The 25,159-nt window shown below is 61.5% G+C and carries 20 protein-coding genes; 11 read left to right on the forward strand and 9 right to left on the reverse strand.

Going from position 1 to position 25,159, the window contains the following annotated elements; translation table 11 throughout:
- Positions 1-21 precede the first annotated feature (21 nt).
- A complete protein-coding gene (locus tag L6D81_RS23335) occupies positions 22-1,647 on the reverse strand; it encodes a methyl-accepting chemotaxis protein (protein WP_236182100.1) in 1,626 nt (541 codons plus the stop codon).
- Between the two features lie 420 nt (positions 1,648-2,067).
- Between L6D81_RS23335 and aceK the strand changes: the two genes are divergently transcribed.
- The 5 genes from aceK to L6D81_RS23360 all read left to right on the forward strand — a co-directional run bounded on the left by aceK (position 2,068) and on the right by L6D81_RS23360 (position 10,294).
- Positions 2,068-3,789: a bifunctional isocitrate dehydrogenase kinase/phosphatase gene (gene aceK, locus L6D81_RS23340; protein WP_236182101.1), complete on the forward strand. Its 1,722-nt coding sequence runs from the start codon at positions 2,068-2,070 to the stop codon at positions 3,787-3,789.
- Positions 3,790-3,962: 173 nt separating this feature from the next.
- Positions 3,963-7,874, forward strand: a complete 3,912-nt coding sequence (hrpA, locus tag L6D81_RS23345; protein WP_236182102.1) for an ATP-dependent RNA helicase HrpA — start codon at positions 3,963-3,965, stop codon at positions 7,872-7,874.
- A gap of 319 nt (positions 7,875-8,193) precedes the next feature.
- Complete coding sequence (locus L6D81_RS23350) at positions 8,194-9,315, forward strand: beta-ketoacyl-ACP synthase III (protein ID WP_236182103.1); 1,122 nt, start codon at positions 8,194-8,196, stop codon at positions 9,313-9,315.
- 137 nt (positions 9,316-9,452) lie between these two features.
- On the forward strand, positions 9,453-10,064 hold the full coding sequence (locus tag L6D81_RS23355; protein WP_236182104.1) for an RNA polymerase sigma factor: 612 nt from the start codon (positions 9,453-9,455) through the stop codon (positions 10,062-10,064).
- Positions 10,058-10,294, forward strand: a complete 237-nt coding sequence (locus tag L6D81_RS23360; protein WP_236182105.1) for an anti-sigma factor family protein — start codon at positions 10,058-10,060, stop codon at positions 10,292-10,294. The genes L6D81_RS23355 and L6D81_RS23360 overlap by 7 nt, the downstream gene beginning before the upstream one ends.
- A gap of 152 nt (positions 10,295-10,446) precedes the next feature.
- Here L6D81_RS23360 and L6D81_RS23365 read toward each other — a convergent pair whose 3' ends face one another.
- On the reverse strand, positions 10,447-11,769 hold the full coding sequence (locus L6D81_RS23365; RefSeq protein WP_236182106.1) for a putative porin: 1,323 nt from the start codon (positions 11,767-11,769) through the stop codon (positions 10,447-10,449).
- Positions 11,770-12,051: 282 nt separating this feature from the next.
- Here L6D81_RS23365 and L6D81_RS23370 point away from each other — a divergent pair, with 282 nt between their 5' ends.
- Complete coding sequence (locus L6D81_RS23370) at positions 12,052-13,176, forward strand: GNAT family N-acetyltransferase (RefSeq protein ID WP_236182107.1); 1,125 nt, start codon at positions 12,052-12,054, stop codon at positions 13,174-13,176.
- A 15-nt stretch (positions 13,177-13,191) separates the two neighbouring features.
- Here the strand turns inward: L6D81_RS23370 and aqpZ are convergent, their stop codons facing one another.
- From aqpZ to L6D81_RS23395, 5 genes are all read right to left on the reverse strand, one after another.
- The gene (gene aqpZ / locus L6D81_RS23375; RefSeq protein ID WP_236182108.1) at positions 13,192-13,887 is read right to left on the reverse strand and encodes an aquaporin Z; all 696 of its coding nucleotides are present in this window, start codon (positions 13,885-13,887) and stop codon (positions 13,192-13,194) included.
- 225 nt (positions 13,888-14,112) lie between these two features.
- Positions 14,113-15,945: an ABC transporter ATP-binding protein gene (locus tag L6D81_RS23380; protein WP_236182109.1), complete on the reverse strand. Its 1,833-nt coding sequence runs from the start codon at positions 15,943-15,945 to the stop codon at positions 14,113-14,115.
- 87 nt (positions 15,946-16,032) lie between these two features.
- Entirely contained in the window at positions 16,033-16,596 is a 564-nt protein-coding gene (locus L6D81_RS23385) for a peptidylprolyl isomerase (RefSeq protein WP_102685996.1), read from the reverse strand.
- A gap of 3 nt (positions 16,597-16,599) precedes the next feature.
- Positions 16,600-17,403, reverse strand: coding sequence for an alpha/beta fold hydrolase (locus L6D81_RS23390; RefSeq protein ID WP_236182110.1), 804 nt, complete (start codon positions 17,401-17,403; stop codon positions 16,600-16,602).
- Positions 17,404-17,417: 14 nt separating this feature from the next.
- Complete coding sequence (locus L6D81_RS23395; protein ID WP_236182111.1) at positions 17,418-18,341, reverse strand: PA3225 family LysR-type transcriptional regulator; 924 nt, start codon at positions 18,339-18,341, stop codon at positions 17,418-17,420.
- A 49-nt stretch (positions 18,342-18,390) separates the two neighbouring features.
- On the opposite strand from L6D81_RS23395, the gene L6D81_RS23400 reads away from it, so the two are divergent.
- The 3 genes from L6D81_RS23400 (at position 18,391) to L6D81_RS23410 (ending at position 20,558) form a co-directional block, all read left to right on the forward strand.
- Complete coding sequence (locus L6D81_RS23400; RefSeq protein WP_236182112.1) at positions 18,391-18,705, forward strand: 3-phosphoglycerate kinase; 315 nt, start codon at positions 18,391-18,393, stop codon at positions 18,703-18,705.
- A 159-nt stretch (positions 18,706-18,864) separates the two neighbouring features.
- A complete protein-coding gene (locus L6D81_RS23405; protein WP_236182113.1) occupies positions 18,865-19,464 on the forward strand; it encodes an FMN-dependent NADH-azoreductase in 600 nt (199 codons plus the stop codon).
- A 212-nt stretch (positions 19,465-19,676) separates the two neighbouring features.
- Entirely contained in the window at positions 19,677-20,558 is an 882-nt protein-coding gene (locus L6D81_RS23410) for a carboxylate/amino acid/amine transporter (protein ID WP_039772587.1), read from the forward strand.
- Here the strand turns inward: L6D81_RS23410 and L6D81_RS23415 are convergent.
- Positions 20,503-21,408 (reverse strand): LysR family transcriptional regulator, encoded by a 906-nt coding sequence (locus L6D81_RS23415; protein WP_108560096.1) that lies wholly within the window; start codon positions 21,406-21,408, stop codon positions 20,503-20,505. The genes L6D81_RS23410 and L6D81_RS23415 overlap by 56 nt on opposite strands.
- A gap of 169 nt (positions 21,409-21,577) precedes the next feature.
- Between L6D81_RS23415 and L6D81_RS23420 the strand changes: the two genes are divergently transcribed.
- On the forward strand, positions 21,578-22,219 hold the full coding sequence (locus L6D81_RS23420) for a hydrolase (RefSeq protein WP_007956548.1): 642 nt from the start codon (positions 21,578-21,580) through the stop codon (positions 22,217-22,219).
- A gap of 66 nt (positions 22,220-22,285) precedes the next feature.
- On the opposite strand, the gene L6D81_RS23425 is transcribed toward L6D81_RS23420, so the two are convergent.
- The gene (locus tag L6D81_RS23425) at positions 22,286-23,584 is read right to left on the reverse strand and encodes a mechanosensitive ion channel family protein (RefSeq protein ID WP_236182114.1); all 1,299 of its coding nucleotides are present in this window, start codon (positions 23,582-23,584) and stop codon (positions 22,286-22,288) included.
- A gap of 191 nt (positions 23,585-23,775) precedes the next feature.
- On the opposite strand from L6D81_RS23425, the gene L6D81_RS23430 reads away from it, so the two are divergent.
- Positions 23,776-25,116, forward strand: coding sequence for a DEAD/DEAH box helicase (locus L6D81_RS23430; protein ID WP_011332966.1), 1,341 nt, complete (start codon positions 23,776-23,778; stop codon positions 25,114-25,116).
- Positions 25,117-25,159 lie beyond the last annotated feature (43 nt).

Consider the following 25,159-nt stretch of genomic DNA (forward strand, 5'->3'; position numbering starts at 1 on the left):
ATCGGGCCTTTAATTGTCTGATCAGATCACGAAGCGCGTGACCAGAGCGTTCAGGTCGACGGCCAGGCGCGACAGTTCCTGGCTGGCGGCAGACGTCTGGGTGGCGCCGGCAGCGGTCTGGGTCGACAGATCGCGGATGGTCACCAGATTCTGATCGACTTCCCGCGCCACCAGTGCCTGCTGCTCGGCGGCACTGGCGATCACCAGGTTACGCTGGTTGATCTGCGAGATCGATGCGGTGATTTTCTCCAACGCCTGACCCGCGCTGTTCGCCCGACGCAGTGTATGGCTCGCTTGTTCGGCGCTGCTTTGCAAAGCCCCGACAGTGGCGCCGGTGCCTTGTTGGATGCTGCTGATCATCAGCTCGATTTCTTCGGTGGAGTTCTGCGTGCGCTGGGCCAGCGAGCGGACCTCGTCGGCAACCACTGCAAAGCCACGCCCGGCCTCGCCGGCCCGCGCGGCTTCAATCGCGGCGTTCAGGGCCAGCAGGTTGGTCTGCCCGGCGATGCCGCGAATCACTTCCAGCACTTTGCTGATGTCCTGGGCCTGAGTCGCAAGGCCCTCGGCCTGTTCGGAGGCGCCGAGCACCGCGCTGACCAGTTCCTGAATCGAACGGATGGTCTCGCTGACCTGTACATGCCCGTGCTTGCTGTCCTCGTTCGACGCTTCGGAGGCCTGGGCACTGGACACGGCATTGGCGGCCACTTCATCCACCGCCGTGCTCATCTCGGTGACCGCCGTGGCAGCCTGTTCGATCTGATCGTTCTGCTGCTGCAGGCCGCGGGTGCTCTGTTCCATCACCGAACTCATTTCCTCGGCGGCGGAGGCCAGTTGCTGGGCCGATTCGCTGATGCCGCGAATGGTCGAGCGCAGATTGCCCTGCATCTGCGCCAGCGCCGTGAGCAACTGCGCCGCTTCATCACGACCCTCGCTGTCGATGCGGCCGCTGAGGTCTCCCGAAGCAATCCGCCGTGCCACGTTCAGCGCCTGGTCGATCGGCGCGGTGATGCTGCGTGTCAGCAGCCAGGCCAGCAACAGCGTGGCAATCAGGGCGATGACGATGATTGTGGCGACGATCCACAGCGCCTGCTGGTACATCGCCGCCGCGGACTTGGCGGCGGCATCGGCGCCTTGCTGGCTGAGGCTGACCATTTGCTCCAGCGTCTTGTCGAGCACCGTGCCCTGGGGCGCCAGTTCATTGCTCAGGCGGGTGTAGGCCAGTTCGCTTTGTCCGGCGTCGATCTGTTTGATGATCTGGTCGAGGATGCTCAGGTACTTGGCGGTGTCGGCGCTCAGACCTTCCAGCATCGCCCGCTCCTGATCATTGGCGATCAGGGCCTTGTGATCGTCGAGGCGCTTGAGCAATTCCTGGCGTTGCGCGGTGAGAATGCCTTTGCTGCGTTCGCGGACGGCCGCCTGGGTGCTGGTGATCAGGCGCAGGGATTCGAGGCGGATGCTGGCGATGTTCGCCGCTGCGTCATGGATGCTTTCGATGCTGGGCATCCACGATTCCTCGATCACTGCCGCGCTCTCGCGCAGGGTTTTCATCTGGCCCAGACCGAACAGGCCGACCACCACCAGCAGACTGGCCAGAACGGCAAAACACAAACTGGCGCGCAAACCGATGCGCAGATTCCGGATAGACATCAATGTGCTCCTTGGGCTTTGGGGGGGAGAGGTCGTCCTCGTGGGCCGAGGATCTTGTTGTGAGGCGGGAGATGGGTGGGCTGTATATCAAAGTGCCACTATCTTGGTAAGGCTGATTTTTGACAGTTCTTGCACGCGATGGACAGGAATGAACAAGCCGTGCAAAAGCGCGGATTAGAGATGTCGCTGCTGAATTGGATCCGAAGCCCAGAGAAATCGCGGGCTGGCGCCCAGTGCTGGGGAGAACTCGAAGGGACGTTTGCTGACCGAACGGTCGATTAAAAAAACTTTGATAAAAACGGTGTAGTTGTACAACCCGCAAGAGGATTTGGCAGAAATTGCGCTTCTCCTGCGCCCGCTTCCGTGGCTAAGCTCAGGCCTTCGAGCACAGATTCGTCAATTCCCGCAGAGGTCTCATCTATGCCGCAGCAATGGCCAGCCACCGACATCGCCCGTCTGATCCTCGATGGCTTTGACGATTACCGCGAGCATTTCCGGCGGATCACCGATGGCGCCCGCGAGCGTTTCGAGCAGGCCCGCTGGCAGGACACGCAAACGGCGTCGGCGGCGCGGATCAACCTCTACGAAGAGAAGGTCGGTGAAACCGTCGCCCGCCTGCGAGAGTATTTCGAGCCGGACACCTTGATGGACGTCACTTGCTGGCCGCTGGTGAAAAGCGCCTACATCAGCATCATCGATCTGCGCTTTGACGATGAGCTGTCCGAGACCTGGTACAACTCGATTTTCTGCGGCCTGTTCAGCCACGACCTGATCAGCGACGGCTGCATGTTCATCCACACCACGCGCCCGAGCCTGCGCCGAGCGCGGGCCGCACAGACCCGCACCTACAAGCCCCATGGGCAGATTTCGGGCATGCTCGCGAGCATCTTTGCCGATTACCGCTTCAGCGAGGCCTACGCCGATTTGCCCGGCGACTTGCTGCGTCTGGAAGCGCAGCTGCGCGAGAACCTCCCGGACTGGGTGTGCAAGGACCCGGAGCTGAGCGTCGAGCTGTTTTCCTCGGTGCTGTACCGCAACAAGGGCGCGTACCTGGTCGGGCGCATCTACACCAACGACGATCAGTGGCCGCTGGTGATTCCGCTGCTGCACCGCGAAGGGCGCGGGATTCAGATCGACGCGCTGATCACCGACGAAGCGGAAGTGTCGATCATCTTTTCCTTCACCCGTTCGTATTTCATGGTGGATGTGCCGGTGCCGGCGGAGTTCATCGGTTTCCTCAAGCGCATCCTGCCGGGCAAGCACATCGCCGAGCTGTACACCTCGATCGGTTTTTACAAACACGGTAAATCCGAGTTCTACCGCGCCCTGATCAATCATCTGGCCAATACCGATGACCAGTTCATCATGGCGCCGGGTGTGCGTGGCATGGTCATGAGCGTCTTCACGCTGCCGGGCTTCAACACCGTGTTCAAGATCATCAAGGACCGCTTCTCGCCGTCGAAAAACGTCGACCGCGCCACGGTGATCGAGAAGTACCGACTGGTGAAAAGCGTCGACCGCGTCGGGCGCATGGCTGACACCCAGGAATTCGCCGACTTCCGCTTTCCCTTGAGCAAGTTCGAGCCGGCGTGCCTGGCGGAACTGCTGGAAGTCGCGCCGTCCACGGTGTCGCTGGAAGGCGAAACCGTGCTGATCCGCCACTGCTGGACCGAGCGCCGGATGACCCCGCTCAACCTTTACCTGGACAACGCCAACGAAGCCCAGGTGCGCGAAGCACTGGAAGACTATGGCCTGGCGATCAAGCAACTGGCGGCAGCCAATATCTTCCCCGGCGACATGCTGCTGAAGAACTTCGGCGTCACCCGCCATGGCCGGGTGGTGTTCTACGACTACGACGAGATTTGCTTTCTCACCGAAGCCAACTTCCGCCACATTCCGGCACCGCGCACGCCAGAGGACGAAATGGCCTCCGAACCGTGGTACTCGATCGGACCGCTGGATGTGTTTCCCGAGGAGTTTCCGCCGTTCCTGTTTGCCGATGCGGCGCAGCGCAAGCTGTTCGATCAGTTGCATGGCGAGCTGTACAACGCTGATTACTGGAAGGGGCTACAGGAGGCGATTCGGGCCGGGAAAGTGATTGATGTTTTCCCGTATCGCCGTAAAGGCCTCGATAACGAGTAGCCCTGACTGATCGTTCCCATGTCGAGGCGTCGAACCGTCCGCGTGGGAATGCCTCACCGGACGCTCCGCGTCCCCGGTTGCATTCCCACGCAGAGCGTGGGGACGATCACAGGGTGGTGCAAATCTGCGACAATCGGCCCCCTGCACAAATAGACGACCGAATTGCGTACCCGATGACCGACGAATCGCCCTCCATCGACAAACTGCTGAAAAACCTCGATCACGCCATGCTTGCCGACCGCCACCGGCTGCGGCGGCAGTTGCTTGAGCTGCGCAAGAAACCCGACGAGGCCAAACTGGCCCAGTGGGTGGCGCGAATGCAGGCGTCCTGCGATCAGGTGCTGGCGCGCAAGGCCAGCCTGCCGGTGATCCGTTACGACGACAGCCTGCCGATCGCGGCCAAGCGTGACGAAATCAAAAAGGCCCTGGAAAAGCACCAGGTGCTGATCATCGCCGGCGAAACCGGCTCGGGCAAAACCACCCAGTTGCCGAAAATCTGTCTGGAAATCGGTCGCGGCCAGCATGGCCTGATCGGCCACACCCAACCGCGGCGAATCGCGGCGCGCAGCGTGGCCAGTCGGGTGGCCGAAGAGCTCGGTACGCCGCTGGGCGCACTGGTCGGCTATCAGGTGCGCTTTGAAGATCAGAGCGATTCCAACACCCTGATCAAACTGATGACCGACGGCATCCTGCTGGCGGAAACCCAGAACGATCGCTACCTCGAACGCTACGACACGATCATCGTCGACGAAGCCCACGAACGCAGCCTCAATATCGATTTCCTGCTTGGTTACCTGAAAACCCTGCTGCCGCGTCGCCCGGACCTGAAAGTCATCATCACCTCGGCGACCATTGATCTGGAGCGCTTCTCCAAGCACTTCGACGATGCGCCGATTGTCGAAGTGTCCGGCCGCACCTTCCCGGTGGAAACCTGGTATCGCCCGCTGACGCTTGAGCAGGACGAAGAGGGCAACCGCGTCGAAGATGACCTGACCGTGGATCAGGCGATTCTCGCCACCCTCGACGAAATCGCCGCGTATGAACGCAGCGAACGCCGCAGTCCCGGCGATGTGCTGGTGTTCCTGCCCGGCGAGCGCGAGATTCGTGACGCCGCCGACATGCTGCGCAAGGCCCAGCTCAAACACACTGAAATCCTGCCGTTGTACGCGCGCCTGTCGCCGGCCGAGCAGCAGCGGATCTTCCAGTCCCATCCGGGGCGTCGCGTGGTGCTGGCGACCAACGTCGCGGAAACCTCGCTGACCGTGCCGGGTATCCGTTACGTGATCGACAGCGGCACCGCACGCATCAGCCGTTACAGCTATCGCGCCAAGGTTCAGCGGCTGCCGATCGAAGCGATTTCCCAGGCCAGTGCCAACCAGCGTAAAGGTCGTTGCGGCCGGGTCGAGCCGGGTATCTGCGTGCGCTTGTACAGCGAAGAGGATTTCCTCGGTCGCCCGGAATTCACCGATCCGGAAATCCTGCGCACCAACCTCGCGGCGGTGATTTTGCAGATGCTGCATTTGCGCCTCGGCGAGATCACCGATTTCCCGTTCATTGAGCCGCCGGACGGCAAGGCGATCAGCGACGGTTTCAACCTGCTGCAGGAATTGTCGGCGGTGGATCGCAACAGTCAGCTGACCCCGCTGGGCCGCCAACTGGCGCGTTTGCCGGTGGACCCGCGCATGGGCCGCATGCTGCTGGAAGCGGCGAAACTCGGCAGCTTGCAGGAAGTGCTGATCGTCGCCAGTGCCATGTCGATTCAGGACCCGCGCGAGCGTCCGCCGGAGCGTCAGCAAGCGGCTGACCAGGCCCATGCCCAGTGGAAGGACGTCGATTCGGATTTCGCCGGGCTGGTCAATCTGTGGCGCGGTTTTGAAGAGCAACGCCAGGCGCTGACGGCGAGCCCGCTGCGCAACTGGTGCCGCAAGAATTTCCTCAACTACCTGCGGTTGCGCGAGTGGCGCGATTCCCATCGCCAGTTGAGCCTGATCTGCCGCGACTTGCAGCTGAGCCTGAATAAAGAACCGGCGGATTATCCGAAGCTGCACAAAGCGGTTTTGGTCGGCCTGCTCAGCCAGATCGGCCAGAAAACCGAGGACGGCGACTATCTTGGCGCCCGTCAGCGGCGGTTCTGGATTCACCCGTCGTCGGGCATCGGCAAGAAGCGTCCGCAATGGGTGATGACCGCCGAACTGGTGGAAACCACCAAGCTTTACGCGCGGATGGTGGCCAAGATCGACGCCGACTGGATCGAGCCGCTGGCCGGGCACCTGATCAAGAAAAACCACTTCGAACCGCACTGGGAGAAGAAGCGCGGCCAGGTCGTCGCGTTCGAACAGATCACCCTGTTTGGCCTGATCGTGGTCGGTCGTCGACCGGTGCATTACGGCCCGGTGGATCCGCTGGTCTCGCGGGAGCTGTTCATCCGCGAAGGTCTGGTGCGCGGCGAGATACAGTCCCGGGCCAAATGCCTGACCGCCAACAAGCAATTGCTTGAGCAACTCGACGAACTGGAAGCCAAGGCCCGCCGCCGGGACATTCTGGCCGATGAGGAAACCCTGTTCGCCTTCTACGACGCGCGACTGCCGGCGGAGATTCACCAGACCGCGACGTTTGACAGCTGGTATCGGGTCAACAGCCAGAAAAATCCGCAACTGCTGATCATGCGCGAGGAAGACGTGCTGGCCCGCGAAGCCAGCGAAGTCACCGCCCAGCATTACCCGGACACGCTGCACATCGGCGATCTGGAACTGGCCCTGAGTTACCACTTCGAACCGAATCACCCGCGCGACGGCGTAACCCTGCGTGTGCCGGCGCCGCTGCTGCCGATGCTGCCGCCGGAGCGCCTGGAATGGCTGGTGCCGGGGCTGATCGAGGCCAAGTGCATCGCGCTGGTGCGCAACCTGCCCAAGGCGTTGCGCAAGAACTTCGTGCCGGTGCCGGACTTCATCAAGGCCGCGCTGCAGCGCATGATCTTTGCCGAAGGTTCGTTACCACAAGCCCTTGGCCGTGAACTGCTGCGCATGACCGGTGCGCGGGTCAGCGATGAAGCCTGGGCGGAAGCGGCGCAGCAGGTTGAAAGCCATCTGCGAATGAACCTGGAAATCGTCGACGGCCAGGGCAAGTTCCTCGGCGAGGGCCGCGATCTGGCGGAGCTGACCGCACGTTTCGCCGAAGCCAGCCAAGCTGCATTGGCAGTGCCGCAGAGCGCGAAAAGCCAGCAACCGGTGGAGGCCAAGGTCTTTGCGCCGGTTGCGCAAAAGACTCAGCAGAAAATCGCCGGGCTGTCGATGACGGTCTACCCGGCGCTGGTGGAAGAAGGCGGCACGGTCAAGGAAGGTCGCTTCTCGACCCCGGCCGAAGCCGAGTTCCAGCACCGCCGTGCCTTGCAACGCCTGTTGATGCAGCAGTTGGCCGAACCGGCCAAGTTCCTGCGCGGCAAGTTGCCGGGCCTGACCGAGCTGGGCCTGCTGTACCGCGAGCTGGGTCGGGTCGATGCATTGGTGGAAGACATTCTGCTGGCCAGTCTCGACAGCTGCATTCTTGATGGTGAAGACCCGCTGCCCCGCGACGGCGCTGGTCTGGCCGCGTTGGCCGAGCGCAAGCGTGGCAGCTGGACCGAACACGCCGAGCGAGTGGCGCGCCTGACCCTGGAAATCCTCAAGCTCTGGCACGGTCTGCAAAAGCGCTTCAAGGGCAAGATCGACCTGGCTCAGGCGGTGGCGCTGAACGACATCAAGCAGCAACTCAGCCATCTGGTGTATCCGGGCTTCGTCCGGGAAACGCCGATGCTCTGGCTCAAGGAGTTGCCGCGTTACCTGAAAGCGGTCGAGCAACGTTTCGAGAAGCTGGGCGCGCAGGTGCAGAAGGATCGGGTCTGGAGCGGCGAACTCGCCGGGCTCTGGACGCAATACCAGACCCGCGCGGCCAAGCATGCGCAGGAAGGCAAGCGCGATCCGCAGCTCGAGCTGTATCGCTGGTGGCTGGAGGAATATCGGGTTTCGTTGTTCGCCCAGCAGTTGGGAACGAAAGTGCCGATCTCCGACAAACGGCTCAACAAGCAGTGGACGCAGGTGGAACCCTAGCGAGTGCCTGATCGCTCCCACGCTCTGCGTGGTAGCGCTTCCCCGGACGCTCTGCGTCCGCTTTTGGGACGCGGAGCGTCCCTGGCTGCATTCCCACGCGGAGCGTGGGAACGATCAGCAAAAGGCGCCAAAAGCCAAGGTTTATGGCAAACTTCGCGCCTATAAACGCCGGCCCCGCGGTTTTGAGCCTTCTCGAACGCGGGCGAGGTCGGAATAAAGCGATGCCCGGTTTTTGCGTCCCTTGATACGGGAATGGACCCTTTGCGTGTTGGCACGTCGGTGCCAGCACTTTCTGCCTGAACAGATTAGAGAAACGACCATGCATAACGTCGTCATCAGCGGCACCGGCCTGTACACCCCGGCCAACAGCATCTCCAACGAAGAGCTGGTGCAGTCTTTCAATACCTACGTCGCCCAGTTCAACGCGGACAACGCCGAAGCGATCGCCAGCGGCGAAGTCCAGGCCCTGACCGAGTCCAGCGCCGCGTTCATCGAAAAGGCTTCGGGCATCAAGAGCCGCTTTGTCATGGACAAGGACGGCATCCTCGACCCTGCGCGCATGGCGCCACGCTTGCCGGAGCGTTCCAACGACGAATGGTCGGTGCTGTGCCAGATGGCCATCGGTGCTGCCGAACAGGCCCTGCAGCGTGCGGGCAAGACCGCCGCCGACATCGACGGCGTGATCGTCGCCTGCTCCAACCTGCAACGCGCCTATCCGGCCATCGCCATCGAAGTCCAGGAAGCGTTGGGCATCCAGGGTTTCGGTTTCGACATGAACGTTGCCTGCTCGTCGGCCACCTTCGGCATCCAGCAAGCGGCCAACACGGTGCAACTGGGCCAGGCCCGGGCGATCCTGATGGTCAACCCGGAAGTCTGCACCGGCCACCTGAACTTCCGTGACCGCGACAGCCACTTCATCTTCGGTGACGCCGCTACCGCCGTGATCATCGAGCGCGCCGATCTGGCCACCTCCAGGCACCAGTTCGACGTGGTCAGCACCAAACTGCTGACCAAGTTCTCCAACAACATCCGCAACAACTTCGGCTTCCTCAACCGCGCAGCGGAAGAGGGCATCGGCGCCCGCGACAAGCTGTTCGTGCAGGAAGGCCGCAAGGTGTTCAAGGATGTCTGCCCAATGGTGGCCGAACTGATCGGCGAACATCTGGAAGAGAACAAACTCAACGTCGGTGACGTGAAACGCTTCTGGCTGCACCAGGCCAACCTGAGCATGAACCACCTGATCGTGCGCAAGCTGCTGGGTCGCGAAGCCACCGAAGAAGAGGCCCCGGTGATTCTCGACACCTACGCCAACACCAGTTCCGCCGGTTCCGTGATCGCGTTCCACAAATACCAGGACGATCTGGCGGCCGGTTCGCTGGCGGTGTTGAGTTCGTTCGGTGCCGGTTATTCGATTGGTAGCGTGATTCTGCGCAAGCGCTAAGAGCGAGTTCATTTCCTCTTAATCGCGCTGACGTTTCCTACAGCCGAATCGGCGCGAACGCTGTAATTTTCGAACGTGGCGGCAGGCGAATAGTCCTGCCGCTATCATTTTCGAAGTCAGGAACAGGGGATTGATGGATGGCCGTTGACGACACCCGATTGCTTGAACGTCTGCTCGCCGGTGAGCAAAAGGCTTTCAAGGAACTGGTCAGTACCTATCAAAGCCCCATGCGTGCGGTGGCCTACGCGATTGTCGGTCAGCGCCATGTCGAAGAAGTGGTACAGGATGCCTGGCTATCCGTGGTGCGCAATATCGGCCGTTTCGAGGGGCGCTCCAGCCTCAAGACCTGGCTGCTGACCATCACCGCCAACTCGGCCAAGAGCCGCTACAAACGAAATCGTCGCGAAGTGTTGCTGGATGATCTGCCGTCCCCCCACGGCACCATCGGCGACGATCGATTCTCTCCCGGCGACGGTCACTGGCTTGTCGCCCCGTTCGCCTGGCACCAGGACACGCCCGAAGCGCTGCTGACCGAAGGCGAACTGCGTGAATGCCTGGAGCATACGTTGCTCAGTCTCTCCGAACTTCAGAGCAGTGTGCTCACGCTGCGCGAGCGTCAGGGCCTGGAACTTGAGGAGATCTGTAATCTTCTGGAGATCTCGCTCTCCAATGTCCGCGTGCTGCTGCATCGGGCACGTTTGAAGGTCTTCGCGACCGTGGAGCATTTTGAGGAGACCGGCGAATGTTGACCTGCAAGGAGCAAGTGGCGCGATCCAGCGATTATCTCGATGGCCAGTTGAGCTTTCGCGAGAAGCTGATGGTGCGTCATCACCTGATGTTCTGCCGCAATTGCCGGCGTTTCATTCGCCAGATGCGTTTGATGCAGGCGACGTTGCGGGCGATGCCGCAAAAGCCTGAAGAGGGCGTGGAGGCGTTGGCCGAGCAGCTGGCAGCGCTGCGGCGCAAGGATAGTTCCTGAAAACACAGACTGGCGCGGCCGCAGCGAACGGATGATGGGGATCGCTGCGGTCGCGCCAGTCTGTTGAACGAAAGCAGCTTCAAGTTTCGAGCCTCAAGCTGCAAGTGAGGCATTCACTTGCAGCTTGAAACTTGCCGCTTGCCACTGTTCTTTTAGAACTTCGCTTCCGCATCCAGCTGCAGGGTGTTGGTGTCTGCGTCACGCTGGGTACGGCTGGAGAAGTCGGCCTTGGTCAGGAAGTAAGTCGCACCGATCGCGAAGTTCTTGTCGATGTCGTAGCCGACCTTGAACTTGTGGCCGCGGGAACCGGTGGTGCCGTTGGCGAAGTCCGAATCGGTGAAGGCGCCGACCACCGCGTTGCGCTGCACGTCACGATAGTTGTAGTCGAGGTTCAGGCCGAAGACTTTCGACTTGGCACCCACCAGCCAGGCGGTGTCCTGGTCGGTCACGGCATCGTTGTTCTTCACGTACTGACCGTAGAACGACAGCGGCATCGGCAGGCCGCCGATGTCGACCTGGCTGAAGCCTTCGTACAGACGGAATTCGTTGTTCGCCGAGTTGCCGTTGACGGCCAGGGCGCACGGCGTGGAGGTGCCGGTGCAACGGCTGTCTTCGTCGTTCTGATAGGCGTAGACGCTGCCGCCCAGGGTCAGTTTCAGGTTGTCGGTGATGGCGAAGCGGCTGCCCAGCTGGCCGGCGGTCAGGCGCAGGTCGTGACGGAATTGCACGCCGTCGCCGTCGACGTTGTCCTTGAGGTTGTAGTTACCCAGGCTGCCGAACAGCTCGACGCTGCTGCCCAATGGATACTTGTAGGTCACGGCCAGACCTTCCGGGTTGATGTCGCTGTCCCAGATCACGTCGCCCATGCTCACCCACGGTTGCAGCATCTTGCCGCCGATGATGTGCAGGTTCTTGATCTGATCCGGGTGGTAGTCGATATAGCCCAGGTCGAGCCAGATCTGCTTCTTGTCGAAGTAGTTGTCCTGGTCCTGGTTGGTCGAACGGGCGTCGTCGCCGCCGCCGGTGGCGATACGGATGCCGGTGTCCACTTGCGGGTTGATCTCGGTGTACGCACCCAGACGGGCACGGATGCGCTGGCGATCCTTGTCGCGGCCGCCGTTGTTCGGTTCGCCGTCGATCTTGATGGTTTCCTGACGGATACGCACATCGCCCTTGAACTGGGTCTTGGCGGCCCAGGCCAGTTTCTGGTCGAAACTGCTGAGTTCGTTGGCTTTCTTCGCGGTCGCCGCGATTTGCTCGTTGGTCTCTTGCTGCGCCTGCTGCGCGATTTGCTGGGCCTTCTGATCCTTGGCCAGTTCAGTTTGCAGTTCAACGTACTGCGCCTGGGATATCGAACCGTTAGCCTTGAGCATGTCGAGCAGTTTGGCGTCAACTGCGGCACTGGCCGGTACACTCATGGCCAGCAACAGGCCACCGCACAGGGCCGCCGCAGTTTTCGTGGAAGCAAGACGCATAGCAATCTCCGAAGATGAAAAGGGGATGGCTGAACCATCCTGGGCACAACCGACGGTTTGACGGTCGGAAAACAGTGTCCGGGTAGAACCCGGCGCTCTAAAAACAGGCGCCAGTATCGCGATGGTTTATGACAGAGCAGTGGCACGATGATGGCAGGTTGATGACGATACAAAACTGCCGTGAACTATTGATCTAGAGCGCTGTCGCGAACTCGGGCGTGGGCAACGGTCAGCCGATCAGCGATACTCGCCGGGCGTTCACGCCCGAAAGTGGAGAGGAAAATGCCGCTGCAACGTCTGCACAAACTGTCGGAAATTCCAGCCTCCGACTGGGATGTTCTGGTCCCGCAAAACCAGCCGTTTCTGCGCCACGCCTTTCTGGCTTCGCTGGAAGACAGCGGCAGCGTCGGCCCGCACACGGGCTGGCAAGCGGAGCATTTGCTGCACGTCGACGCGGGGCGCGTGATCGCGGCGCTGCCCGGTTATCGCAAATGGCATTCCTACGGCGAATATGTTTTCGATCACGGCTGGGCCGATGCCTGCGCCCGGGCCGGCATCGATTACTACCCCAAGTTTTTGAGCGCCGTGCCGTTCAGTCCGGTCAGCGGCCCTCGGTTGTTGGCAGCGAATGTCGAAGATGGGTTCGAACTGCTCAAGAGCCTGCCGGGCTATCTGGAAATCGAAGAACTCTCCAGCGCCCACATCAACTTCACCGACGCGTTCACCGATGCCGCCATGGCCGAGCAACCGGGCTGGCTGCAACGCATCGGCTGTCAGTATCACTGGCAGAATCGCGGCTACCGCGACTTTCAGGACTTTCTCGACGTGCTCGCCTCGCGCAAGCGCAAACAGATGCGCAAGGAGCGCGAGCAAGTGGCGGGGCAGGGCTTCGAGTTCGAATGGCTGGAAGGCCGCGAGCTGGACGAGGCGCAGTGGGATTTCGTCTACGCCTGTTACGCCAACACCTACGCGGTGCGTCGGCAGGCGCCGTACCTGACCCGGGAATTCTTCAGCCTGCTGGCCGAGCGCATGCCGGAATCGATCCGCGTGGTCCTGGCCCGCCAGGGCTCACGGCCGGTGGCGATGGCGTTCAGTCTGGTGGGCGGCGACAGCTTCTACGGGCGCTACTGGGGATGCCTGGCCGAGTTCGACCGGCTGCACTTCGAGACCTGTTTCTATCAGGGCATGGACTATGCGATTGCCCAGGGTTTTCAGCGTTTCGATGCCGGCGCCCAGGGCGAGCACAAGCTGATTCGTGGTTTCGAACCGGTGATCACCCATTCCTGGCATTACCTGCGCCACCCCGGGCTGAAAGCCGCAGTCAAAGACTTCCTGCACCAGGAGCGCACCGGTGTGCTCGCCTATGCCGAAGAGGCGAGGAGCGCCTTGCCGTATCGACAGGCCTGATCCTCGCCGGCTCCTTCAGCTGTCTTCCTTGCCCAGCCAGCGATAGAGCACGCCGCCGACCACCGCACCGAGCAGCGGCGCGACCCAGAACATCCACAACTGCGCGATCGCCCAGCCACCGACCATCAGCGCCGGGCCCGTGCTGCGGGCCGGGTTGACCGAGGTGTTGGTCACCGGGATCGAGATCAGGTGGATCAACGTCAGGGCCAGGCCGATGGCAATCGGTGCCAGGCCGGGCGGGGCGCGTTTGTCGGTGGCGCCGAGGATGATCACCACGAACATGGCGGTCATCACCAGCTCGGTGACGAAGCCGGCGGCCATCGAATAGTTGCCCGGCGAGTGCTCGCCATAACCGTTGGAGGCCAGGCCGTTGGCGACGTCGAAGCCTTCCTTGCCGCTGCCGATGTAGACGATCAGCGCCGCCGCGAGGATCGCCCCGATCACTTGGGCAATGATGTAGGCAGGCAGCTCTTTGGCCGGGAATCGGCCGCCGACGGACAGACCGACCGACACCGCCGGGTTGAGGTGACAGCCGCTGATGTGGCCGATGGCAAACGCCATGGTCAGCACCGTCAGACCAAACGCCAGGGCCACCCCCAGCACGCCGATTCCCAAGGGTGAAGACGCGGCAATGACCGCGCTGCCGCACCCGCCCAACACCAACCAGAACGTACCCAACAACTCAGTGACTGAACGTTTGAACAGAGACATGAGAGAGTCCTTGATAGACGTGCTATCGAGACTGCATCGAGTGGTGCTTCCCTGCAGACTTACGACAGGTTCCATTCCGGAGCCTTCGCTGATTACAGCAGGGTTTATGCAAATTTCCAGCAAGCGATAAAAAACCGCCAGAGCCCGTAGTTAAGGGGCTCTGGCGGTTTTTTTCTTCCTGTTGATCGTTCCCACGCGGAGCGTGGGAACGATCAGTAGCGCGGTTCAATCGATGCCGACAAACCCTCCGGTCTGATGCGCCCACAGCCGCGCATACAATCCGCCGTGGGCCAGCAGTTCGGCATGGTTGCCGCTTTCGGCGATCTTGCCGTTTTCCAGCACCACCAGCCGATCCATGCGGGCAATGGTCGAGAGGCGGTGGGCGATGGCAATCACGGTCTTGCCCTGCATCAGGGTTTCGAGACTTTCCTGGATTGCCGCTTCGACTTCCGAGTCCAGTGCCGAGGTCGCTTCGTCCATGATCAGGATCGGCGCGTCCTTGAGCAGCACCCGCGCGATGGAGATCCGCTGACGCTGACCGCCGGACAGTTTCACCCCGCGTTCGCCGACATGGGCGTCGAATCCGGTGCGTCCTTCGGCGTCCGACAGCAACGGGATGAACTCATCGGCGCGGGCCTTGCGCACCGCTTCCCAGAGTTCGGCGTCGGTGGCGTCGGGCTTGCCGTACAGCAAGTTGTCGCGGATCGAGCGGTGCAGCAGCGAAGTGTCCTGAGTGATCATGCCGATCCGCGCGCGCAGGCTTTCCTGGCCGACTTCGGCGATGTTCTGGCCGTCGATCAGGATCCGCCCGCCCTCGACGTCGTAGAGGCGCAGCAGCAGGTTGACCAGGGTCGATTTGCCGGCGCCGGACGGGCCGATCAGACCGATTTTCTCGCCCGGTTTGATGGTCAGGTTGAGGTCGCCGATGATGCCTTTCTTCTTGCCGTAGTGAAAATCCACGTGCTCGAAACGCACTTCGCCACGGGCCACGGCCAGCGGTTGGGCCTGCTCCCGGTCGGTGACGCTGACCGGTTGCGAGATGGTCTGCAGACCGTCCTGGACCATGCCGATGTTTTCGAAAATGCCGGTGACCACCCACATGATCCAGCCGGACATGTTGACGATGCGGATCACCAGACCGGTGGCCAGGGCTATCGCGCCGACGCTGATCAGCGATTGCGTCCACAGCCACAGGGCCAGCGCGGTGGTGCCGACGATCAGCAGGCCGTTCATGGTGGTGATGGCCACGTCCATGCTGGTGACCACGCGACCGGCCAACCGGGCTTTTTCGGTCTGTTCCTGAATCGCCTCGCGGGCGTAGTGCTGTTCGAAATTGGTGTGGGCGAACAGCTTCAGGGTGGCGATGTTGGTGTAGCCGTCGACGATCCGGCCCATCAGTTTCGAGCGCGCATCGGAGGCCTCCACCGAGCGGTCCTTGACCCGTGGCACGAAGTAATAAAGTGCGCCGATATAGGCGGCGATCCACGTCAGCAGCGGAATCATCAGGCGCCAGTCGGCCTCGGCGAACAGCACCAGTGAACTGATCGCGTAGATCAGCACGTGCCACAGCGCATCCACCGCTTGCACGGCGGAATCGCGCAGCGAGTTGCCGGTCTGCATGATGCGCTGGGCAATGCGCCCGGCGAAGTCGTTCTGGAAGAAATTCAGGCTCTGCTTGAGCACGTAACTGTGGTTCTGCCAGCGAATCAGGCTGGTCATGCTCGGGCTCAGGGTCTGGTGCACCAGCATGTCGTGCAGCGCCAGGAACAGCGGGCGCAGCAGTAACGCTACCACCGCCATCCACGCCAGTTCGACGCCGTGCACCTTGAAGAAATCGACGTTCGGCGTGCCTTGTGCAAGGTCGATGATGCGGCTCAGATAACTGAACAGTGCCACTTCGATCAAGGCACCGAACAGGCCGACGATCAGCAGGGCGACGAAGCTCGGCCAGACCTGCTTCAGGTAATAGGTATAGAAGGGCAGAACGCGGTCCGGCGGGGATGCCGTCGGGGCATCGCGGAATATGTCGATCAGTTGTTCGAAACGGCGATAGAGCATCAGATAACCGCCCGGAGCACGGGCTCTCCTTTTATCAGTGTGAGCGGCGCAGGATTGAGCTGCGCCGCTCGATATGCCCTGTAAAGCTTAGTCGATGCGCTTGGCCGACTTGATGATCACAGGGTCGACCGGCACGTTTTGCATGCCCTGTTTGGTGGTGGTCTGCGAGTTGACGATGATGTCGACCACGTCCATGCCCTTGACCACTTTGGCGAACACCGCGTAACCGGCGTCACGGCCCGGATCGAGGAAGGCGTTGTCGGCAACGTTGATGAAGAACTGGCTGGTGGCCGAATCCGGGTTGGAAGTACGGGCCATCGACAGGGTGCCACGAACGTTATGCAGACCGTTGCTGGCCTCGTTCTTGATCGGGGCCTTGGTTTCTTTCTGCTGCATCTGCTGAGTGAAGCCGCCGCCCTGGGCCATGAAGCCAGGGATCACGCGGTGAAAAATCGTGTTGTTGTAGAAGCCGCTGTCGACGTACTCAAGGAAGTTCTTGGTACTGATCGGCGCCTTGACCGGGTCCAGTTCGATTTCGATCTGGCCGTTGGTGGTGTCCAGCAGCACGTGCGGCGCTTTTGCCGGTGTGGCAGCCATCAGGTTGGCAGCGAACAGCACGGTGCCGGCGGCGAGGGCAAGTTTTTTCAGCATGGGTCAGTGATCCTGAGGGTGATTATCGGCTGTGGCGAGAAACTCCAGCAGCGTTTGATTGAAGCGTTCGGGCTGATCGAGCGGGGTGGCGTGGCGCGAATCGGCGATCACCACCAGCCGCGCATCGGGCAGCAGTCTGACATAGGTTTCTTTCAGCGAAACGGGGGTGTAGTCCCGGTCGGCGCTGACGACGAGCGTTGGACAGGTGACCCGGGAAAGGTGTTCCTGAACCCCCCAGCCAACAATCGCATCGAAGCTGGCGAGATAAGCACGTTTGTCGTTTTTTGCCCAGCGTTCGGCCATCTTCTGGCGCAAATCGGCCTGCTCCGGTTTGGGAAACAGCCTGGCGCCAAGGGCCTTGCCGATGGTGGCGAGGCTGAGCACACGCATCAGGCTCCAGCGCTTGAACCACTGCCAGTAATCGTCGCGGGTACGCAGTTTGACCTCCGGCGCGCTGTTGACGATGGTCAGGCTCTTGAGCATCCGCGGCTGATCGACGGCGAACTGGAAGCCGATCATGCCGCCCATGGACAGCCCGGCGTAGTGCACCGGGCCGAGCTTCAGGTGCTCGATCAGGGCGACGATGTCGGCGCTGAACCCGGCGATGCTGTAGCGCTCGCGGGGTTTGTCGGAGCGGCCGTGACCGCGCACGTCCGGGACGATCACCCGGTAATGCGCGGCCAGCGCCGGAATCTGCATTTCCCAGTCCAGGGTGCTGGAGCCCAGACCGTGAACCAGCAGCAACGGATCGCCGTGGCCATATTCCTCGTAGTGCAGGTTGCAACCTTCATGCTCGAAATACGCCATCGGTGAACTCCGTGTCAGGCTTGTTCGGGGGCGGCGAACGGTGCGTCCAGCGGCAGGGTGTCGAAGGTGCGCAGCAGTTCGATCAGGATTTGCGTCGCCGGGCCCAAGGGTTTTTCCTTGTTCGAATACAGATAGAAACTGGAGTTGCGATTGCCGCCTCTGTCCAACGGTAGCAGCTTGAGTGCGCCGTCTTTCAGTTCCCGCTCGATCATGTGCCGTGGCAGCCAGGCGAATCCCAGGCCACTGCTGACGAACGTCGCAGCCGTGGCGAGGCTGCCGACGGTCCAGCGCTGTTCGGCGCCGAGCCAGCCGACGTCTCGGGGTTGCTGGCGGCCGGAGTCGCGGATCACCACTTGCATCTGGGTTTCCAGGTCCTGAAAGCTCAGCTCGCGGTTGAGCCGATGCAGCGCATGATCAGGATGAGCGACGGCGACAAATTCGACATCGCTCAATTCCGCGCCGAGGTAACCGGGAATGCTCAGGCCGGTGATGGCCAGGTCGGCCACACCTTCTAGCAGCACTTCTTCGACGCCCGACAGCACTTCCTCACGCAGACGCACGCGGCAGCCACGGCTCTGCGGCATGAAAGCGGTCAGCGCGCGCACGATACGGGCGCTCGGGTAGGCGGCATCGACCACCAGCCGCACTTCGGCTTCCCAGCCCTGCTCCATGTGATGGGCGAGGTCTTCCAGTTGGCTGGCCTGTTTCACCAGTTGCCGCGAGCGCCGCAACAGCACGCCGCCGGCTTCGGTCAGCACAGCCTTGCGGCCATCGATGCGCAACAGCGGCACGCCGAGTTGGTCCTGCATGCGGGCGACGGTGTAACTCACCGACGACTGCGAGCGATGCAGGGCCTCGGCGGCCTGGGCGAATCCGCCGTGGTCGACCACGGCCTGCAACGTTCGCCATTGATCAAGGGTCACGCGGGGCGCTTTCATCAATAGCTCCTCTTGTCCTAAGCTGGCGGTCCCTCATGGAGACTGCCGAATGAAAAAATTCTGTTGTGTGTTGCTGGCGCTGCTTCCGCTGACTGCGTTCGCGTACCCGATCGATGTGGAAAAGGACCTCAACGGCCTGAAGATCGACTACAACGCGTTCGATACCGACAGCGACATCGGCTCGATCCAGGTCAACAACTACGGCGACGTCGACGCGACCTGCAAGGTGGTGTTCACCAACGGCCCGGAAGCGCCGCGCACACGCAACATCGAGGTGGCGGCGGGCAAGCATAAAAACGCCACGGCCAAGTTCACCCGAACCATCATCAAGCTGCGCATCAAGCTGAGCTGCACCCCGAAATAGCGTCACGGGCCTGTGGGGGCGGGCTCCCACAGGCTGAGGCTTGCATCTAAACGAATTTTTCGATGCTTTGCAGCAATTATTTGCGCTTTTTCATCGATACGACACTGTTTAACCTTCACTCCATCGACTTACAACATTCTCGGATGGAGGCTACACAACATGTCCCGCGTTCTGATCATCGAAAGCAGCGCCCGCCAGCAAGACTCGGTTTCCCGCCAACTGACCCAGACCTTCATCAGTCAGTGGAAAGCGGCGCACCCGGCCGATCAGATCACCGTACGTGACCTCGCTGTGAACCCGGTGCCGCACCTGGACATCAACCTGTTGGGTGGCTGGATGAAACCCGCCGAGCAGCGCAACGACAGCGAGCAGGCCTCGCTGGACCGTTCCAACGAATTGACCGATGAATTGCTGGCCGCTGACGTGCTGGTGTTGGCGGCGCCGATGTACAACTTCGCCATTCCAAGCACCCTGAAAGCCTGGCTCGACCATGTGCTGCGTGCCGGCGTGACCTTCAAATACACCGAAACCGGCCCGCAAGGTCTGCTCAGCGGCAAGCGTGCCTACGTGCTGACCGCTCGCGGCGGCATCTATGCCGGTGGCCCGGCGGATCATCAGGAACCGTACCTGCGTCAGGTGATGGGCTTCATCGGCATTAACGACGTGACCTTCATCCACGCTGAAGGCATGAACCTGGGCGGCGACTTCCAGGAGAAAGGCCTCAACCAGGCCAACGCCAAACTGTCCCAGGTCGCCTGATATTTTAATCGCCAGATAATCGCCGATTGTTCTAGTGACCTGGCGCAACCCCTTCAAGGCTCTACGCGCATCGAACCTCCCTTTGCACTTGTTGCTCCTGAGTGCTGTAGCCCGATTGAACGCTTTAGCGAGATCGGGCTTTTTTTTGCCCGGGATTTAGCGATGGCCGGCAAAAAACGCTATCGTCGCCGCCATTCGAAATCGAGGCGAGCATGGGCTATCTACTTTTTGTCACGCTGATCCAGGCGTTTTCCTTCAGTCTGATCGGCGAATACCTGGCCGGTCATGTCGACAGTTATTTCGCGGTGCTGGTGCGCGTGGTGCTGGCCGGACTGGTGTTCATTCCGCTGACCCGCTGGCGCTCGGTGGAACCGGCGTTCATGCGCGGCATGCTGCTGATCGGGGCGTTGCAGTTCGGCGTGACCTACGTCTGCCTGTATTTGAGCTTCCGCGTGCTGACGGTACCGGAAGTGCTGCTGTTCACCATCCTCACGCCGCTGCACGTGACGCTGATCGAAGATGCGCTCAACCGACGCTTCAACCCGTGGGCGCTGATCGCTGCACTGGTGGCGGTCGCAGGCGCGGCGGTGATTCGCTACGACCGGATCAACCCGGACTTCTTCATGGGCTTTTTGCTGCTGCAACTGGCCAACTTCACCTACGCCGCCGGGCAGGTGCTGTACAAACATCTGGTGGCGAAACACCCGAGCGATCTGCCGCACTACCGGCGCTTCGGGTTCTTCTACCTCGGCGCACTCGCGGTGGCGCTGCCGGCGTTCCTGCTGTTCGGCAAATCCAACTTCCTGCCCGAAGCGCCGTTGCAATGGGGGGTGCTGGTGTTCCTTGGCCTGGTCTCCACGGCACTCGGTTTGTACTGGTGGAACAAGGGCGCGTGCCTGGTCAACGGCGGCACCCTGGCGGTGATGAATAACCTGCACGTGCCGGTGGGGCTGCTGCTGAACCTGCTGATCTGGAATCAGCATGAAGAGCTCGGGCGGTTATTCCTCGGTGGCAGCGTGATTCTGGCAGCGGTGTGGATCAGCCGGTTGGGGATTCGCCAGTCGGCGCCAGTTGCTCCACCAGAAACGCGATAAACGCCCGGGTCTTCTGCGGCACCCGTCGCGCCGACGAGTACACCGCGTTGATGGTGATCGCCGGCGCCTGCCATTCGCACAGCACCGGCACCAGTCGCCCGGCCGCCAGTGCTTCTTCGACGATGAAATCCGGCAGCAGCGCAATGCCCATGCCGGCCTCGGCCGCTTGCGCCAGCAAGTCGCCGTTGTTGGCGTGCAGCGGCCCGGTCACGTTGACGCGCTGCGTCTCCTTGCCATTGCACAGTTGCAGGCTGACCCCGCTCTGCAGATAGCCGTAGTTCAAACACTGATGTGAGCGCAGATCCTGCGGCGACTGCGGCGTGCCCGCGCGTTCGAGGTAAGCGGGGGAGGCGACCATGATGCGCGGCGCCGGTGCCAGTTGCCGGGCGATCATGGTCGAGTCGGGCAGGCTGGCGATGCGGATCGTCACATCGAACCCGCCGCGCACCGGATCGACCTGCTGGTCGCTGAGCACCAGTTGCAGCTCGATGTTCGGGTGCTGCTCGTGGAACAGCGGAATCAGCTTGCCCAGGCGCCGCAGGCCGAACGACATCGGTGCGTTGACCCGCAACACTCCGCGCAGTTCGCCCACCCCGTCTCGCGCTCGCTGCTCGGCCTCGTCCAGCGCCGCAATCACTTCCCGCGCCGCTTCGAAATACTCGGCGCCGGCTTCGGTCAGGTGCAGGCTGCGGGTGGTGCGTTGCAGCAGTTGCACGCCGATGGCTTCTTCCAGCGCCTGAATCTGTTTGCTGACTTTCGAGCGGGGCACGTCCATCGCCCGGGCGGCGGCTGCGAAGCCGTTCTCGCCGACCGTCACCACGAAGGCGCGCATGCATTCGATGCGATCCATGATTGTCCCTTTTTTGGAATCAATGATTCTCGATTTTAGGGAATTGTCCCTTTATCGGCTAGCCCCTAAAGTGACATCCAAGCCGAGACAACAACGCCGAAGACGGTCAGCCACTCGACTCACCCTTTACCCAATCGAAACTCTGAATCGACATCAAAAGGAACGCGCCATGTCTATCCGTGAACTGCTGAACCCAACCAACTCCGCCCTGATCCTGATCGACCACCAGCCACAAATGGCTTTCGGCGTGCAGTCGATCGACCGTCAGACCCTGAAGAACAACACCGTTGGCCTGGCCAAGGCCGCGAAGATCTTCAACGTGCCGACCATCTACACCTCGGTCGAAACCGAAAGCTTCAGCGGCTACATCTGGCCGGAACTGCTGGCAGTACACCCGGAGCAGAAACCGATCGAGCGCACCTCGATGAACTCCTGGGAAGACAAGGCGCTGGTTGACGCGGTGAAGGCCACCGGGCGCAAGAAGCTGATCATCGCCGCGCTGTGGACCGAGGTCTGCCTGACCTTCCCGGCCCTGGAAGCCCTGGCCGAAGGCTACGAGGTGTACATCGTCACCGACGCTTCCGGCGGCACTACCAAAGAAGCCCACGACATGTCGGTACAGCGGATGATTCAGGCCGGTGCGGTGCCGGTGACCTGGCAACAGGTGCTGCTCGAGTACCAGCGTGACTGGGCGCACAAAGACACGTACCAGGCGGTGATGGACCTGGTGCTGGAACACAGCGGCGCGTACGGCATGGGCGTCGACTACGCCTACACCATGGTGCACAAGGCACCGCAACGGCAGGCCTGATAAGTCAGCCGGACAAAAAAAAGACGCAACCTGGGTTGCGTCTTTTTTATTGCCTGGAGGAAAGCGCTACATCAGGTGTTTCTCCGCCTCGGGTATATGCGCCGAGCCCAACACCGCCGGCAACAGCCCGGAGCGCAAATCCCCACCACTGGGCTGCTGATACAGGCTCAACCCGAACTCCGGCAGCACCGCCAGCAGGTAATCGAAAATATCCCCCTGGATCCGCTCGTAATCGGCCCACACCGTGGTGGTGGTAAAGCAGTAGATTTCCAGCGGAATGCCCTGGGCGGTGGTTTGCATCTGGCGGACCATGCAGGTCATGTTCGGCTGGATTTCCGGATGGCTCTTCAGGTAAGCCAAGGCATAGGCGCGGAAGGTGCCGATGTTGGTCATGCGCCGGCGGTTGGCCGACATCGCCGCGACGTTGCCCTGCGCCTCGTTCCAGGCCTTGAGCTCGGCTTTCTTGCGGCCCATGTACGCGGTCAGCAGGTGCACCTGGGAGAGTTTTTCTTCTTCATCGTCGCGGATGAACCGCACACCGCTGGCGTCGATGAACAGGCTGCGCTTGATCCGTCGTCCGCCGGACTGCTGCATGCCGCGCCAGTTTCTGAACGACTCGGACATCAGGCGCCAGGTCGGGATCGAGACGATGGTCTTGTCGAAATTCTGCACCTTGACCGTGTGCAGGGTGATGTCGACCACGTCGCCATCGGCGCCGACCTGCGGCATTTCGATCCAGTCGCCGACCCGCAGCATGTCGTTGCTGGTCAGTTGCACGCTGGCGACGAACGACAGCAGGGTGTCCTTGTAGACCAACAGGATCACCGCCGACATCGCACCCAGACCGGACAGCAGCAACAGCGGCGAACGGTCGATCAGGGTGGCGACGATGATGATCGCGCCGAACACGTACAGGACCATTTTTGCCAGTTGCACATATCCCTTGATCGAGCGGGTGCGGGCGTGTTCGGTGCGGGCGTAGATGTCCAGCAGCGCATTGAGCAGGGCGCTGACCGACAGCAGCAGGAACAGAATGGTGAACGCCAGGGCCACGTTGCCGAGGAACACCATGGCGGTCTTGCTTAGCTCCGGCACCAGGTGCAGGCCGAACTGGATCACCAGCGACGGCGTCATCTGCGCCAGGCGCTGGAACACCTTGTTATGGCGAAAGTCGTTGATCCAGTGCAGCGAGGGCTGGCGACCCAGCATGCGGCTGGCATGCAGGATCAGGTAGCGCGCCACTCGTCCGAGGACCAGCGCGATCACCAACAACAGGAGCAGCGCCAGGCCGGCGTGCAGGAGCGGGTGCTGATCGAGGGCACCCCAGAGGTCTTGGGCGTTGAGCCAGAGCTGTTTGAAATCCATGAGCGAAACGATTCTTCTGTAAGACGCGACGGGCGATTAGAGCATTTAAGACGCTGTGTATTACCGTTGGAGACAAATCGAGCAACAAAAAAGCCACTGATTACCGCGGATTTCACAAAGAAACTCGGCCTGAGCGCTCGAAACCGGTAACCTATGCAGCTGATTTTTTGCATATCTTCGAGGTAGCACCCGTGTTTTCCCAATTCGCCCTGCACGAACGCCTGCTCAAAGCCGTGGCCGAGCTGAAATTTGTCGAGCCAACGCCTGTGCAAGCCGCGGCCATTCCGCTGGCGCTTCAGGGGCGTGACCTGCGGGTGACGGCGCAAACCGGTAGCGGCAAGACCGCCGCGTTTGTCCTGCCGATCCTCAACCGCCTGATCGGCCCGGCCAAGGTTCGCGTCAGCATCAAGACCCTGATCCTGCTGCCGACCCGCGAGCTGGCCCAGCAGACCCTGAAGGAAGTCGAGCGCTTTTCGCAGTTCACTTTCATCAAGTCCGGTCTGATCACCGGCGGTGAAGACTTCAAGGTCCAGGCCGCCATGCTGCGCAAGGTGCCGGACATCCTGATCGGCACCCCGGGCCGGATGATCGAGCAATTGAACGCCGGCAACCTCGACCTGAAAGAAGTCGAAGTGCTGGTGCTCGACGAAGCCGACCGCATGCTCGACATGGGTTTTGCCGAAGACGTGCAGCGTCTGGTCGACGAATGCCCGAACCGTCAGCAGACCATGCTGTTCTCCGCCACCACTGGCGGTTCCGGCCTGCGCGAGATGATCGCCAAGGTGCTGAACAACCCTGAGCACCTGCAGCTCAACGCGGTCAGCCAGCTGAACGACACCACTCGTCAGCAGATCATCACCGCCGACCACAACCAGCACAAAGAACAGATCGTCAACTGGCTGCTGGCCAACGAGACCTATCAGAAGGCCATCGTCTTCACCAACACCCGGGCCATGGCTGACCGCATCTACGGTCGCCTCGTCGCCCAGGAATACAAGGCGTTCGTGCTGCACGGTGAAAAAGACCAGAAGGATCGCAAACTGGCGATCGACCGTTTGAAGCAGGGCGGCGTGAAGATCCTGGTGGCCACCGATGTGGCGGCCCGTGGTCTGGACGTTGATGGCCTGGATCTGGTGATCAACTTCGACATGCCACGCAGCGGCGACGAATACGTGCACCGTATCGGTCGTACCGGCCGTGCCGGCAACGACGGTCTGGCAATCTCGCTGATCTGCCACGGCGACTGGAACCTGATGTCGAGCATTGAGCGCTACCTGAAGCAGAGCTTCGAGCGCCGTACCATCAAGGAAGTCAAAGGCACCTACGGCGGACCGAAAAAGGTCAAGGCCTCGGGCAAGGCCGTCGGCGTGAAGAAGAAAAAGACCGACGCCAAGGGCGACAAGAAGAAAACCGCCGCCAAGACCCCGACCAAGCGCAAGAGCGCCAACCGTCCGAAACCGGACGCTCTGGTGAGCAGCGACGGCATGGCCCCGCTGAAACGCCGCAAGCCGGCAGCGCCAGCGGCTGAATAAGCCGTTTCAGGCAGGCAAAGAAAAACCCGGACATGGTCCGGGT

This window comes from Pseudomonas sputi (assembly GCF_021603585.1).
In the GTDB taxonomy this organism is placed as follows: Bacteria; Pseudomonadota; Gammaproteobacteria; order Pseudomonadales; family Pseudomonadaceae; genus Aquipseudomonas; species Aquipseudomonas sputi.